We start from the raw sequence: 12,961 nt of genomic DNA, 5'->3' as shown, positions 1-12,961 counted from the left end.
GATCAGTGTCCTCTCGGTGCGTGCAGGGGAAGGCGGGGGTCGACGGCCTGGTCGGCCCAGGTGCCGCGCAACCAGGTGTGCTCGGGATCGTCGACGATCTTCCAGGCGCGTTCCTCGCCCGGTCCGGCCATGACGTTCAGGTAGTACATGTGGTAGCCGGGGGCGGCGACCGACGGGCCGTGGTAGCCGTGCGGCACCAGCACGACGTCGCCGGTGCGCACCTCTTCGAGCACTTCGATGGGGCGGTCCGGCGTGCCGTACACCCGGTGGTAGCCGAAGCCCCGCGAACCGTCCGGGCCGGGGGCGATCTCGAAGTAGTAGATCTCCTCGAGTTCGCTTTCGGTCGGTGTGTTCTCGTCGTGCTTGTGTGCGGGGTAGCTCGACCAGTTGCCGCCGGGGGTGATGACCTCGCAGGCGATCAGCGAGTCCGCTTCGAAGACGTCCGCGGTGCCGAAGTTGTGCACCTGGCGGCTGCAGTTGCCCGCACCCCGCAACTCCACCGACACGTCCGCCGCGGCGACCCGCCGGTTCGGGAAGGACCGGGTGGCGTGGGCTCCGCAGATCGCGAAGCGGCCCTCGCCGGAGAGCACGTACGTCTGGCCGACTCCGAGATAGACCATGTCGGACGGACCGTCGAACACCGAGGCTCGGGGCGCGAGTTCGAAGCTCTCGCCGCCACAGTCGACGGCGCCGCCGCCGGCCAGCGGCAGGATCATCACCTCGGTGTCACCGGTGGCGAACTCGGCACGCCCGGTGCCGTCGAGTTCGAGCACCTGGAGCGAGGATTCGGTCCAGCCCGCCGACTCCGGGGTGACGTCGACGGTGTGGGGCGGCGTCGCGCTGCGGGCCGGGATGTAGAGCTTGCTGTGCATCGTCACCTCACCATCGACACGGCGGTGGCGACGGCCGTGCGGACGTCGTCATCGGGGGGGTACAGCAGGGTGCGGCCGACGATGAGGCCGCGCACCGCGGGCAGCGCGAGCGCCTTCTCCCAGCTGGCGAATGCCTCGTCGGGATCGGTCGGATCGCCGCCGAGCAGCAGCGTCGGCATCGTCGTCGCCTCCATGACGCGGTCCATCTCGTCGACGACGGGAAGCTTCATCCAGGTGTAGGCGGAGGTGGAGCCGAGCCCCTGAGCGATGTGGATGGACTTGATCACCGCGTCGGGGGACAGGTCGTTGCGGACCTTGCCTGCGACCCGGCCCGACATGAACGGTTCCACCATGGCGACCAGTCCGTGCGCGGCCAGTTCGTCGACCGCCCGCGCACACGCCACCATGGTCGACACGGTGCCGGGATCGTCGACATCGATGCGGCACAGCATCTTCCCACCGTTCATCCGCGCCGCGGCGGTGGAGGCGGCGGTGGCCCCCGTCATCCGGTCGTCGAGTTCGAACGCCGCGCCGGCCAGCCCGCCGCGGTTGAAGGACGAGAACACCACCTTGTCCTCCAGCGCGCCGAGCAGCACCAGGTCGTCGAGGATGTCGGCGGTGGCCAGCACGCCGTCGACGCCGGGGTCGGCGAGCGCGGCCCGCAACCGGTCGAGCAGATCGACGCGGCTGTTCATCGCCGTGACACGCGATCCGACGGCGAGCGCGCCGCGCGCCGGGTGGTCGGCCGCCACGATCATCAGCCGGCCGTCGCCGCGGACGGTCGGGCGGGTGACGCGGTCCGCCCAGGCTCTGGCGACCGCGCCGGGATCAGCAGCACGTAAGCCGGTGATGTCGGCGTAGGTGAGGTCAGACATTGACGGCCTCCACGGCGGTCTGTTCGGCGAGCGACGCGACCTCGGCCGTGGTCGGCATCGCGGTCGAGCACTCGAGCCGGGTCGCCACGATGGCGCCTGCGGCGTTGGCATAGCGCAATGTCTTCTCCAGCGGCCAGCCGTTCAGCAGGCCGTGGATGAGGCTGCCGCCGAACGCGTCGCCGGCGCCCAGGCCGTTGACGACGTCGACGTCGTTGGGCGGCACGGTGACCGAGCTGTGCCGGGTCTTGCCGAGCACGCCGCGTGGCCCCTGCTTGACGATGGCGAGCTCGACACCGACGTCGAGCAGCGCCTCGGCGGCCTTGCGCGGATTCGACTCGCCGACGGCGATCTCGCACTCCTCGCGGTTGCCCACCGCGACGGTGACGTGGGGCAGGGCGCGCTGCACCTGTTCGGTCGCGGCGGCGGGCGACTCCCAGAACATCGGCCGGTAGTCGAGGTCGAGCACCGTCAGCGGGCTTCTGCCGCGAGCCTCCCAGGCCGCGAAATGGGCGGTGCGGCTGGGTTCTTCGGAGAGCCCGGTCACCGTCGACCAGTACAGGCGGGCGGTCCTGATCGCCTCGGTGTCGAGTTCCTCGGTGCTGATCTGCAGGTCGGGAGCCGACGGCTTGCGGTAGAAGTACAGCGGGAAGTGGTCGGGCGGGAAGATCTCGCAGAAGGTCACGGGCGTTGGATATTCGCCGTGCACGGAGACGAATCGGCTGTCGACGCCCAGGCGTTCGAGCTCGGCGCGCACGAACCGGCCGAACGGGTCTGCCCCGACTCCGGAGACCAGCGCGGTGCGGTTGCCGAGCCGGGCGGCAGCAACCGCGACGTTGGCGGCGCTGCCGCCGAGGAACTTGCCGAACGACTCGACATCTTCGAGCCCGACACCGGTTTGGAGAGGATAGACGTCGACGCCGCTGCGCCCGATGGCCACGACATCGAACGGTTCCGTGCTGGTCAATTCGGCTCCCAGGGATCGGGGGGCGGTAGGTGTCTACGACTGTGCCTCGCGTCACTCGACGCTGTCAATAGTTTGTCCTGACATTCTAACTTTCAGTCATGCGGATGTTAACCTTCAGCTACTCTTTCCTGACCGAGGCCGGAGATCGGAGTGGACGTGCCCCTAGCCGTCGAGCTGGACAGGTCGAGTCCTGTGCCGCTCTACTATCAGCTCGCCCAGGCGATCGAGGCCGCCATCCGCAACGGCGAGCTGGCGCCCGGTGATCGCTTCGAGAACGAACTCGCCCTCGCGAGTCGCCTGACGCTGTCGCGGCCGACGACCCGGCGGGCCATCCAGGAACTCGTCGACAAGGGTCTGCTGGTGCGCAAGCGGGGTGTCGGCACCCAGGTGGTGCAGAACCCGGTGCACCGCAGGGTGGAGCTCACCAGCCTGTTCGACGACCTCGTCCGGGCCGGCCAGGAGCCGACCACCAGGCTGCTCGAGTACCACGCCGGCGTCGTGGACGAGGAGATCACCACCGAGTTGAGCCTGGCCGAGGACCATGAGGTCGTCACGATCCAGCGGCTGCGGAGCGCCAACGGCGAGCCGCTGGCCGTGATGACCAATTACCTGCCGGTCGAACTCGCGCCCGACGCCGACGAACTCGAGGCCAGCGGCCTCTATCAGGCGCTGCGCGGTCGCGGCGTGCACATCCGGCTGGCCCGGCAGCGCATCGGGGCCAAGCCCGCCACCAGGACCGAGGCCCGGCTGCTCGACGAGAAGGCCGGCGCACCCCTGCTGACGATGGCTCGCACCGCTTTCGACGACTCGGGCAAGGCCGTGGAGTTCGGCAGCCACTGCTACCGGGCCTCGCGCTACTTCTTCGAGACCACCCTCGTCGACCGCTAGAACCCCCGCGATTCGTGCACCCGCGAGCGGTCGGCGCTCCTGCAGGTGCGCAAATCGCTAGGAGAAGGCGGCTCGAAACGCCTCCAGGGCCGCGGTGCTGTCCATCGAGGCGAACGCCTCCAGCCCCACCGTGCCCGTATAGCCGATGTCGCGCAGCGCCGTCGCGATCGCCGGGTAGTGGATCTCGCCCGAACCCGGTTCGCACCGACCGGGCACGTCGGCCACCTGGACCTCCCCGATCGCGTCGCCGCACCGCCGGACCAATTCGACGAGGTTCCCCTCGCCGATCTGCGCGTGATAGAGGTCCAACATCATCTTGACGTTCGGGTGGCCGATGCCCTCGACCAGTGCGAGCGTGTCCTTCGCGCGGGCCAGGGGTACGCCCGGATGGTCCACCACGGTGTTCAGGTTCTCGACGCAGAACGTCACGCCTGCGGCCGCACCGAGTTCGCCGATGCGTTCCAGGGCCCTCGCGGCGGTCAGCCACATCTCCCCGGTGGCGCGCTGCCGGGGTCGTGCGGCCCGACCGTCGACCAGTTCCGCGGTGTGCAGGTTGAGTCGCGGAACCCCCAGCGTCTCGGCGGCTTTGATGGCCAGCGAGGCGGTGCGGACGACCTCGTCGGCCCCGTCGCGGTCGACCAGGTCGCCACTGAGGTATCCGGTCATGGACGAGAAGCGGGCTCCGGTGGCGGCCAGCTGATCGAGGTCCTTGTCGTGCCAGCTCCAGATCTCCACGTCGAAGCCGAGTTCGTCGATGCGCCTGACGCGCTCGTGGATTGGCAGGTCGGTGAAGACCATCTCCGAACACACCGCCAGCGTGAGGCCGCTCATGCCGGCACTGGATTCGGCGGGACGGGGGTCAGGCCGACGGGTGCCTTCGTCTCCACAGATCGACGCGCAGCCAGAGCTATCTCGAGCGCGATCCGGGCGTCCACGCCGGTGACCGAGGGCTCGGTGCCCGCCAGCACACTGTCCGCGAAGTGCGCGAACTGGGCGGTGTAGGCGTCGGCGAACAACTCGGTGTTGACCCGCCCGGCGTGCTCCGGGGCGAGCCCGGCCTGCAGGACGCCGCCGGAGCCGAAGACCTCGCCGCGGATGTCGTAGCCGTAGACGGCTTGGAAGCTGGCCTCCGCAACGGCGAAGGCGCCGTTGTCGAAACGCAGTTGCACGACCGAGGTGTCGAGGAAGCCCTGCTCCGCGAACTGGGGGTGAACCAGCGCGTCGGCCTGCGCGTATACCTCGGTGACCCGCGCGCCCGGATTGAGCCAGGCGAGCGTGTCGAAGTCGTGGATCAGCGTCTCGTTGAAGATCGTCCACGGCTTGACGCGTGCGGCGACCTCGGCCGAGATGCCGGGATCGCGGGTCAGCGACCGCAGGAGATGCGGTGTGCCCACCGCTCCCGCGTCGACGGCGGCGCGCATGGCGGCGAAGTCGACCGCGAAGCGACGGTTGAAGCCGACCTGCAGGGCCACCCCCGCGGCGCGGGCCGCATCGACGGCCCGGTCGGCGTCGTCGAGTGTCAACGCCATCGGCTTCTCGCAGAACACGTGCTTACCCGCCTGTGCGGCGGCGACGACCAGGTCGGCGTGGCTGGCGGCGGGCGAGCAGATCGCCACGGCGTCGACGTCGGGGTCGGCGATCAGTTCCAGCGGGTCGCGGTAGTAGCGCTGATCCGGGAAACGTTCCACTGCCGCGGGTGTCGGATCGGCGACGGCGGCCAGGCGGGTGTTCGGCAGTCGGGACGCCAGTGTCTGCGCGTGGAAGCTGCCGATCCAGCCGGCGCCGATGAGGCCGAAGGACAACGGTGAGGACATGGAGGGCTCCGATCGACTAGAACGTTCTAGTCACGCTAGAGCGATCGACCGGGTTTCGTCAACGAGCGCGCTAGAACGATCTAGAATCGACTCGTGGATCGCAGACCGACACTGCAGGATGTGGCCGCACGCGCCGGCGTCTCACGCGCCCTGGTGTCGATCGTCATGCGTGACGCGCCGGGGGCCGGTGCGCAGACTCGGGAACGCGTACGCCGGGCCGCCGACGAACTGGGGTATCGCCCAGATCCCCGCGCGCAGCGGCTTCGTCAGCACCGCTCGAGGCTCATTGGGGTCACCTTCACCGTGGGTCAGGAGTTCCACGCCGATCTGGTCGACGGCGTGTACGTCGCCGCGGAAGCGCTCGGCTACGACGTGGTACTCAGCGGGATCACGCCGCACCGCGACGAGCCCCGCGCGCTGCGCACTCTCGTCGATGATCGATGCGAGGGCCTCGTTCTCGTCGGCCCGGAGATCCCGGCGCGCCGGCTCGAGGAGTTGGCTGCGAGTACTCCCGTCGTCGTGCTCGCTCGGCGGGTCCGCGGCGTGGACGCGGTCCGCAGCGACGACGTCGCCGGCGCGGCGCTCGGCGCTCGCCACCTCATCGACCTGGGACATCGCGACATCGTCTACCTCGGTGGAGGGCGGGCGGCTGGCGCGGCCGAACGCCTACGCGGCTACCGCCGCGAGATCCGCTCCGCGAACCTCGTCGAGGACGTGCGCGCGGGCGGGCTCACAGAGCGCGAGGGTGCGGCGGCCGCAACCGCCATGCTGGCCGAATCCGAATTGCCGAGTGCGGTGTTCGCCTTCAACGACCGGTGCGCGCTGGGTGTCATGGACGTGCTCATCCGTGCCGGATTCGCTGTTCCCGAAGAGATTTCGGTGCTCGGTTTCGACGACAGCCCGCTCGCCGGCCTCGCCCACATCGATCTGAGTACCGTTCGCCAGGATTCCGCCGGGTTGGCGCGAGCAGCGGTGCAGCGCCTGGTGTCCCGGCTCGATGGGGACGCCGGCGCACCGGATCTCGTCGACCTGGTGTGTGAGCCGTCCCTGGTGGTGCGCGGAACGACGCGCGCGCCTCGACAGCTGGCTGCCCGCATATGACTTGCAGTCCTAATGTCAGGACAAAGTATTGACTTTCCGGTGTGAGCCGTATTACATCAACGGCGAGGCGTGTCGGCCGCCACTGGCGGGCGCCGCGGCGATCTGACAGCGAGGAGACAGACAATGGCGTTCAAGCGGCTCGCGGCGATCACGGGGGCGGGCGTTCTGGCGCTGGCCGTCGCGTCGTGTTCATCCACCGGCGGGCGACCCGATTCGGCCGGGGGCGGAGACGGCGGAGGCACGGTCGACACCCCCCGCAAGACCATCGCGATGATCACCCACGAGGTGCCCGGCGATTCGTTCTGGGACCTGATCCGCAAGGGCGCCGAGACGGCCGCCAAGAAGGACAACATCGAGCTGCGCTACTCGAACGATCCCGAGGCGCCCAACCAGGCCAACCTGGTGCAGAGCGCCATCGACAGTGGTGTCGACGGCATCGCCGTCACGCTCGCCAAGCCCGACGCCATGGCCCCCGCGATCAAGGCCGCCATCGACAAGGGCATCCCGGTGGTCGCGTTCAACTCCGGATTCGACAACTTCAAGCAGATGGGCATCCAGGAGTACTTCGGGCAGGACGAGAAGCTGGCCGGCATCGCCGCCGGCGAGCGCCTGACCAAGGACGGCGCGAAGAAGGTCGTCTGCATCATCCAGGAGCAGGGCCAGGTCGCGCTCGAATCACGTTGTGCGGGTGTCAAGCAGGGTTTCAAAGGGCCGAGCGAGATCCTGAACGTCAACAGTAAGGACATGCCGTCGGTCGACGCGACGATCACGGCCAAGATGCAACAGGATCCGGCGGTCGACACCTTCGTCGCGCTCGGTGCGCCGATCGCGCTGACCGCCGTGCAGTCGAAGACCAACGCGGGCAGCAACGCCAACATCGTGACGTTCGACACGAACGCCGCGCTCGTCGACTCCATCAGTCAGGGCGACGTGCAGTGGGCCGTCGACCAGCAGCCGTACCTGCAGGGCTATCTCGCCATCGACGGGCTCTGGCTGTTCCTCAACAACAAGAACCTGATCGGCGGTGGTGAGCCGACGCTGACCGGCCCATCCTTCATCGACAAGTCCAACATCGACGCCGTGGCCGAGCTGGCCAAGGCCGGCACTCGGTAGCGGCAGGAGAAGACGACATGACCACACAGGCAGATCTGGACCTCGGCGACCACAAGGTCGTGCGCGACGAGCGTGTCAAAGAGCGGAACCGCCTGCAGCGGTTGCTGATCCGTCCGGAGATGGGCGCCGGCATCGGCGCGATCGGCATCTTCGTGTTCTTCCTGGTCGTCGCCGCACCGTTCCGCGAGGCGGGATCGCTGGCGACGGTGCTCTACGCAAGCTCCACGATCGGCATCATGGCGTGCGGCGTGGCGGTGCTGATGATCGGCGGCGAGTTCGACCTGTCGGCGGGCGTGGCGGTGACCTTCAGCTCGCTCGCCGCGTCGATGCTGGCCTACAACCTGCACCTCAACCTGTGGGTCGGCGCGCTCCTCGCGCTGGTGCTCGCGCTGGTGGTGGGATTCTTCAACGGGTATCTGGTGATGAAGACGAAGATCCCCAGCTTCCTGATCACGTTGAGCACGTTCTTCATGCTCGCCGGCATCAACCTCGCGGTGACCAAGCTGGTTTCCGGCCAGGTCGCCACGCAGAGCGTGAGTGACATGCAGGGCTGGGACTCCGCGCAGAAGGTCTTCGCCTCGTCGTTCACCGTCTTCGGCGTCAGTATCCGCATCACCGTGGTCTGGTGGCTGGTGTTCACCGCGGTGGCCACCTACGTGCTGTTCAAGACGAAGATCGGCAACTGGATCTTCGCGGTGGGTGGCGACGCCGACAGCGCACGCGCCGTGGGCGTCCCGGTCACCAAGGTCAAGATCGGGCTGTTCATGTTCGTCGGCTTCTGCGCCTGGTTCGTGGGCATGCACCTGCTGTTCGCGTTCAACACCGTGCAGTCCGGTCAGGGCATCGGCAACGAGTTCTTCTACATCATCGCCGCGGTGATCGGCGGCTGCCTGCTGACCGGTGGCTACGGCACCGCGATCGGGGCCGCGATCGGTGCGTTCATCTTCGGCATGACCAACCAGGGCATCGTCTACGCGGGGTGGGACCCCGACTGGTTCAAGTTCTTCCTCGGCGCGATGCTGCTGTTCGCGGTGATCGCCAACAACGCCTTCCGCAACTACGCAGCGAAGAAGTGATCTGATGACCATCTCTGTCGAAAAGCCCTCTCACGACGTCCCTTCCGGCGGCCGGGTGCCGCTGGTCGAACTGCGCGACGTCGGCAAGTCCTACGGGAACATCACCGCGCTCAACGGCATCTGCCTGCGGGTGCACGCGGGCGAGGTCACCGGCATCCTCGGCGACAACGGCGCGGGCAAGTCCACGCTGATCAAGATCATCGCCGGGCTGCATCAGCAGACCGAGGGCGAACTCCTCGTCGACGGCGAACCCACCCGGTTCGGATCGCCCGCCGATGCGCTCGGCAAGGGCATCGCGACGGTGTACCAGAATCTGGCCGTCGTGCCGTTGATGCCGGTGTGGCGCAACTTCTTCCTGGGCCAGGAGCTTCGCAAGTCGTCGTTCCCGTATTCGCTGGACGCCAACGCGATGCGGGCCACCACGCTGATCGAGCTGTCCAAGATGGGCATCGACCTGCCCGATGTCGACGTGCCGATCGGCTCGCTGTCCGGTGGGCAGAAGCAGTGTGTGGCCATCGCGCGGGCGGTGTTCTTCGGCGCCCGGGTGCTGATCCTCGACGAACCGACCGCGGCGCTGGGCGTCAAGCAGTCCGGCGTGGTGCTGAAGTACATCACCGCGGCCAAGGAGGCGGGCTTCGGCGTCGTGTTCATCACGCACAACCCGCATCACGCCCACATGGTCGGCGACCACTTCGTGCTGCTCAACCGTGGCCGCCAGAAGCTCGACTGCACCTACGACGACATCACCCTCGAGCACCTCACCCAGGAGATGGCCGGCGGCGACGAACTCGAGGCGCTGTCCCACGAGCTTCGCAGCGGCAAGTAGCGATTCGCCGGAATCGCTTCACGCGGGCCGCGCGCAGCGGCGGAGTTCGGCGAGGTAGGCCGAGATCGCGTCGCGGTTGCGGGTGACGTGGTCGATCCGGTCGCCCATCCGGTCGCACTCGCGCTGCAGTACCGCGATGATCTCCGGCGACGCGTCGGCGAAGTGGATGTCGCGCGGTGTCTTCAGGCAGGGCAGCACCTGCCTGATCACCCGCGTCGGCAGGCCACCGTCGAGCAGGCTGCGGATCTGGGCGATCTGGTCGACGAACTCCTCGCCGTAGTCCCGGTATCCGTTGGCCGAGCGCTGCGGCACGATCAGACCCTGGTCCTCGTAGTAGCGCAGCAGCCTGGTGGAGACCCCGGTGCGCCGCGCCAGCTCGCCGATCCGCATGTGACGCACCTCACTCCGTTGCCGGGGTTGACCTTGACATCGATGTCAGGGTTCGACGATACCGCCGTGGACACCCAACTCATCACCTACACACCGATCACCGAACGACCGGCCATCCGGTGGCCCGGCGGCGCCCGGGTGGCGTTCTACGTCGGGCTGAACGTCGAACACTTCGAGGTCGACCGCCCGTCGACCAGCATCCATCCCGACACCGCGGCGCTGACTCCCGACCCGCTGAACTACGGCTGGCGCGATTACGGACTGCGCGTGGGGATCTGGCGCCTCATCGAGATCTTCGACAGGCACGGGATCCGGCCGAGCGTCCTGCTGAACTCCGATGTGGCGCAACACTATCCGCAGGTGATCCGGGCCGGCGTCGACCGCGGGTGGGCGTGGCTGGCACACGGCAGGAACAATTCCACGCTGCAGACCGGTCTCGGCGACGACGAGCGCGACTACCTGCTCGAGGTCCTCGACACCATCGAGAAGGCCACCGGGCAGCGCCCTTCCGGCTGGCTCGGCCCCGCTCTGACCGAGACCTTCCGCACGCCGGAACTGCTGGCCGACCTGGGTGTCCGCTACACGCTGGACTGGACCAACGACGACCAGCCCTATCCGTTGCGGACCCCCGGCCTGCACAGCCTGCCGTATTCCGTGGAACTGAACGACATCCCGCTGTTCGTCGGCAAGAGCCTCCCCGGTGACCAGTTCGTCCAGATCGTGAAGGACCAGGTCGATCAACTGCACGCCGACGCCGAACACAGCGGCAGGGTGATGGCACTGGCGCTGCACCCGTTCGTGACTGGCCAGCCGTTCCGCGCCAGATATCTCGACGAGGCGCTGCGCTACGTCGTCAACCATCCCGACGTGTGGGTCACCACATCCGACGAGATCGCCGCGCACTACCTCGCGGAGCGAGGGTGACCGACACCTCAATTCGACCGCAATTCACCAGGTCGACATCCGTTGCACGGGTGCGTCGACGTGCCGATTCGCCGCAGATGGGCACAATGGAGTCATGGAGCCACATCCCGCACGGAGCCGCGCCTCGGCGTGGCGCGATCCGATGTCGGTCGGCTGGTCTGCCCACCGCCAACTGCTGATGCTGCGGTTGCGGTGGCACGAACGCCGGCACGCCGACACCGACCGCAGACGGCCGCTGGGACAGCTGAGCCAGCGGCTGCACACCAACCGACGCCCCTAGCGCGGCGCCATCCCGGCCGCCCGGTAGGCGTCGTCGACGTAGGCCATGTTCTCGGTCGCGTCGGCGAGATCGATCGGAAGCGGCGCACCGGTTTCCACGTGGGCGGCGAAGGCTTCCAGCTGGTAGGTGTAGGACGGCCGAGTGCCCAGCCGTTCGACCGAGACGCCCGCCGCGGTGCGCACCGTCACCCGGTCGTCGTCGTGGGGCTTGATGAAGTCGTGCACCAGAACCTCACCCGTGGTTCCGGCGATCCGCAAGGTGAACGAATAGTCATCGGCCACCATCGAATTCGTCGACAGGCCGGTGGCTCCGCCGGGGAAGGCTACCTCGACGTCGCAGCGGGCGTCCACACCCGGGAAGCGCTGTTCGGCACGGGCGCTCACGATCGACGGGCGGCCGAGCCTGCGCAGCAGGTGCATCCCGTAGCAGCCCAGGTCCATCATTGCGCCGCCGGCCATCGCCGTTGACCAGCGTGGATCATCGTCCGCCGGTGCGGGCATCGCCATCCGGACCTCTGCGCGGACCAGTTCGCCCAGCGTCCCGTCGGCCGCGAGCTGCAGCGCCCGCTGGGTGACCGGGTGGAAGAGATAGTGGAAGCCCTCCATCACCGTGACCCCGGCGGTGCGTGCGGCGTCGGCAACCTGACGCGCCTCGATGTGGTTGCGGGCGAATGGCTTCTCCGTCAGCACCGGCTTACCCGCCGCGACGGCCGCGAGATTCCACGGGGCGTGCAGCGCGTTGGCCAGCGGGTTGTAGACGACGTCCACCTCCGGATCGGCGACCACGTCGGCGTAGGTGCCGGCCACCCGCTCGATGCCGTGCTTGTCGGCGAACGCCTGCGCGCGGTGCGGGTCGCGCGCGGCCACGGCCACCAGCCGGTGACCCAGTTCTCGCGCCGGGTCGACGATGGCGAACTCGGCGATCCGGGAGGCGCCGAGGACACCGATGCGCAGCGTCACACCGTGACCGCGCGGCAGACGTCCTGCAGGAAGTCGACACTGGCGCGGACGTCGGCGACCGGCCCGGCACCCGTCGGCTCACCGTCGAGGATGGTGTCCTGTTCCATTACGAACCAGCCGTCGAAGCCGTTGGTGCGCAACGTCGTCACGATCCCGGTGATGTCGACGTCACCGGCGCCCAGCGGGGTGTACATGCCCATGTGCACGGCCTCGGTGTAGGTGAGTTCGCCGGACTGCACCCGCGCCGCGAGCGCCGCGTCGACGTCCTTGAGGTGGGTGTGCGCGATCCGGTCGGGGTGTTCGCGGGCCAGTTGCAGCGGGTCGGTGCCACCGATCAGCAGGTGCCCGGTGTCCAGGCACAGCGGGATCGCCGAGCCCGACAGCACCCGCTCGACGTCGGCGCGGGTCTCGACCATCGTCCCGACATGCGGATGCAGGACTGCGAGCAGCCCGCGCGCGGCAACGACGGCGGCCAGCCGGTCGAGGTTGGTCAGCAGTGTGCGCCACTGGTCGTCGTCGAGGACAGGCCGCGAGTCGTATCCGTCGGCGCCGGTGGCCGCGGCGAGCACCACGACGCCGGCGTGCGCGTCGACCAGTGCCTCGAGCGGACCGGCGAGGTCGTGGATCGGGTCCTGAGCGGCGTCGTGAGCCACCACCGGCACGAAGCCGCCGACGCACTCCAGCGCGTGGGCGCGCAGCGTGGCCTGCAGCGCAGCGGGGTCGGTGGGCAGGAAACCCTCCGGCCCGAGTTCCGTCGCCGTCAGCCCGACGTCGTGCATCTCGGCCAGCACGCGGTCGGGATTCAGTTGATGGCCCCAGCCGGGCACCTCGCAGACTCCCCACGAGATCGGCGCTCCCGCGATCTTGATCGGATTCATC

General features: G+C 68.5%; 15 protein-coding genes. 7 read left to right on the top strand and 8 right to left on the bottom strand.

Annotated features, from left to right (window positions below):
- Nucleotides 1–2: 2 nt before the first annotated feature.
- Genes iolB through iolC form a run of 3 tightly spaced genes read right to left on the bottom strand, consistent with a single transcriptional unit; the run spans nucleotide 3 to nucleotide 2,711 of the window.
- Entirely contained in the window at nucleotides 3–872 is an 870-nt protein-coding gene (gene iolB, locus O6P37_RS07040; protein ID WP_269893654.1) for a 5-deoxy-glucuronate isomerase, read from the bottom strand.
- A gap of 2 nt (nucleotides 873–874) precedes the next feature.
- Nucleotides 875–1,747 (bottom strand): Cgl0159 family (beta/alpha)8-fold protein, encoded by an 873-nt coding sequence (locus tag O6P37_RS07035; protein WP_269893383.1) that lies wholly within the window; start codon nucleotides 1,745–1,747, stop codon nucleotides 875–877.
- Nucleotides 1,740–2,711 carry a 5-dehydro-2-deoxygluconokinase gene (gene iolC, locus O6P37_RS07030; RefSeq protein ID WP_269893382.1) on the bottom strand — a complete coding sequence of 324 codons (972 nt, stop codon included), beginning with the start codon at nucleotides 2,709–2,711 and terminating at the stop codon, nucleotides 1,740–1,742. The genes O6P37_RS07035 and iolC overlap by 8 nt, the downstream gene beginning before the upstream one ends.
- A 150-nt stretch (nucleotides 2,712–2,861) precedes the next feature.
- On the opposite strand from iolC, the gene O6P37_RS07025 reads away from it, so the two are divergent.
- Nucleotides 2,862–3,599, top strand: coding sequence for a GntR family transcriptional regulator (locus O6P37_RS07025; protein WP_269893381.1), 738 nt, complete (start codon nucleotides 2,862–2,864; stop codon nucleotides 3,597–3,599).
- Between the two features lie 57 nt (nucleotides 3,600–3,656).
- On the opposite strand, the gene O6P37_RS07020 is transcribed toward O6P37_RS07025, so the two are convergent.
- On the bottom strand, nucleotides 3,657–4,430 hold the full coding sequence (locus O6P37_RS07020; RefSeq protein WP_269893380.1) for a TIM barrel protein: 774 nt from the start codon (nucleotides 4,428–4,430) through the stop codon (nucleotides 3,657–3,659).
- Nucleotides 4,427–5,413, bottom strand: a complete 987-nt coding sequence (locus tag O6P37_RS07015; protein WP_269893379.1) for a Gfo/Idh/MocA family oxidoreductase — start codon at nucleotides 5,411–5,413, stop codon at nucleotides 4,427–4,429. Before O6P37_RS07015 ends, O6P37_RS07020 begins: the two co-directional genes overlap by 4 nt.
- Nucleotides 5,414–5,506: 93 nt before the next feature.
- On the opposite strand from O6P37_RS07015, the gene O6P37_RS07010 reads away from it, so the two are divergent.
- From O6P37_RS07010 to O6P37_RS06995, 4 genes are all read left to right on the top strand, one after another.
- A complete protein-coding gene (locus O6P37_RS07010) occupies nucleotides 5,507–6,514 on the top strand; it encodes a LacI family DNA-binding transcriptional regulator (protein WP_269893378.1) in 1,008 nt (335 codons plus the stop codon).
- Nucleotides 6,515–6,637: 123 nt separating this feature from the next.
- Complete coding sequence (locus tag O6P37_RS07005; RefSeq protein ID WP_269893377.1) at nucleotides 6,638–7,627, top strand: substrate-binding domain-containing protein; 990 nt, start codon at nucleotides 6,638–6,640, stop codon at nucleotides 7,625–7,627.
- 17 nt (nucleotides 7,628–7,644) lie between these two features.
- On the top strand, nucleotides 7,645–8,703 hold the full coding sequence (locus O6P37_RS07000) for an ABC transporter permease (RefSeq protein WP_269893376.1): 1,059 nt from the start codon (nucleotides 7,645–7,647) through the stop codon (nucleotides 8,701–8,703).
- Between the two features lie 4 nt (nucleotides 8,704–8,707).
- Nucleotides 8,708–9,529 carry an ATP-binding cassette domain-containing protein gene (locus O6P37_RS06995; protein ID WP_269893375.1) on the top strand — a complete coding sequence of 274 codons (822 nt, stop codon included), beginning with the start codon at nucleotides 8,708–8,710 and terminating at the stop codon, nucleotides 9,527–9,529.
- An 18-nt stretch (nucleotides 9,530–9,547) separates the two neighbouring features.
- Here the strand turns inward: O6P37_RS06995 and O6P37_RS06990 are convergent, their stop codons facing one another.
- Nucleotides 9,548–9,919 carry a MerR family transcriptional regulator gene (locus O6P37_RS06990; protein WP_269893374.1) on the bottom strand — a complete coding sequence of 124 codons (372 nt, stop codon included), beginning with the start codon at nucleotides 9,917–9,919 and terminating at the stop codon, nucleotides 9,548–9,550.
- A gap of 66 nt (nucleotides 9,920–9,985) precedes the next feature.
- On the opposite strand from O6P37_RS06990, the gene O6P37_RS06985 reads away from it, so the two are divergent.
- Both O6P37_RS06985 and O6P37_RS06980 read left to right on the top strand, forming a co-directional pair.
- Complete coding sequence (locus tag O6P37_RS06985) at nucleotides 9,986–10,843, top strand: polysaccharide deacetylase family protein (RefSeq protein WP_456299326.1); 858 nt, start codon at nucleotides 9,986–9,988, stop codon at nucleotides 10,841–10,843.
- A gap of 94 nt (nucleotides 10,844–10,937) precedes the next feature.
- Nucleotides 10,938–11,123: a hypothetical protein gene (locus tag O6P37_RS06980; RefSeq protein WP_264015414.1), complete on the top strand. Its 186-nt coding sequence runs from the start codon at nucleotides 10,938–10,940 to the stop codon at nucleotides 11,121–11,123.
- Here O6P37_RS06980 and O6P37_RS06975 read toward each other — a convergent pair.
- A complete protein-coding gene (locus O6P37_RS06975; RefSeq protein ID WP_269893372.1) occupies nucleotides 11,120–12,082 on the bottom strand; it encodes a Gfo/Idh/MocA family protein in 963 nt (320 codons plus the stop codon). The two genes, O6P37_RS06980 and O6P37_RS06975, sit on opposite strands and share 4 nt — an antisense overlap.
- Nucleotides 12,079–12,960 (bottom strand): sugar phosphate isomerase/epimerase family protein, encoded by an 882-nt coding sequence (locus O6P37_RS06970; RefSeq protein WP_269893653.1) that lies wholly within the window; start codon nucleotides 12,958–12,960, stop codon nucleotides 12,079–12,081. The genes O6P37_RS06975 and O6P37_RS06970 overlap by 4 nt, the downstream gene beginning before the upstream one ends.
- Nucleotide 12,961: the final 1 nt, after the last annotated feature.

The sequence above is a fragment of the Mycobacterium hippophais genome (assembly GCF_027529605.1).
GTDB lineage: Bacteria > Actinomycetota > Actinomycetes > Mycobacteriales > Mycobacteriaceae > Mycobacterium > Mycobacterium arseniciresistens.
The sequence above is the reverse complement of the archived record's forward strand: the minus strand, read 5'-3'. Positions and strand labels throughout refer to the sequence as shown.

What these genes read in the sequence shown, in the direction of transcription:
- O6P37_RS07005 (WP_269893377.1), top strand. Translation starts at nt 6,638, where the DNA reads ATGGCGTTCAAGCGGCTCGCGGCGATCACGGGGGCGGGCGTTCTGGCG.
- O6P37_RS07035 (WP_269893383.1), bottom strand. Translation starts at nt 1,747, where the DNA reads ATGTCTGACCTCACCTACGCCGACATCACCGGCTTACGTGCTGCTGAT.
- O6P37_RS06995 (WP_269893375.1), top strand. Translation starts at nt 8,708, where the DNA reads ATGACCATCTCTGTCGAAAAGCCCTCTCACGACGTCCCTTCCGGCGGC.
- O6P37_RS06970 (WP_269893653.1), bottom strand. Translation starts at nt 12,960, where the DNA reads ATGAATCCGATCAAGATCGCGGGAGCGCCGATCTCGTGGGGAGTCTGC.
- O6P37_RS07015 (WP_269893379.1), bottom strand. Translation starts at nt 5,413, where the DNA reads ATGTCCTCACCGTTGTCCTTCGGCCTCATCGGCGCCGGCTGGATCGGC.
- O6P37_RS07000 (WP_269893376.1), top strand. Translation starts at nt 7,645, where the DNA reads ATGACCACACAGGCAGATCTGGACCTCGGCGACCACAAGGTCGTGCGC.
- iolB (WP_269893654.1), bottom strand. Translation starts at nt 872, where the DNA reads ATGCACAGCAAGCTCTACATCCCGGCCCGCAGCGCGACGCCGCCCCAC.
- O6P37_RS06980 (WP_264015414.1), top strand. Translation starts at nt 10,938, where the DNA reads ATGGAGCCACATCCCGCACGGAGCCGCGCCTCGGCGTGGCGCGATCCG.
- O6P37_RS06990 (WP_269893374.1), bottom strand. Translation starts at nt 9,919, where the DNA reads ATGCGGATCGGCGAGCTGGCGCGGCGCACCGGGGTCTCCACCAGGCTG.
- O6P37_RS07020 (WP_269893380.1), bottom strand. Translation starts at nt 4,430, where the DNA reads ATGAGCGGCCTCACGCTGGCGGTGTGTTCGGAGATGGTCTTCACCGAC.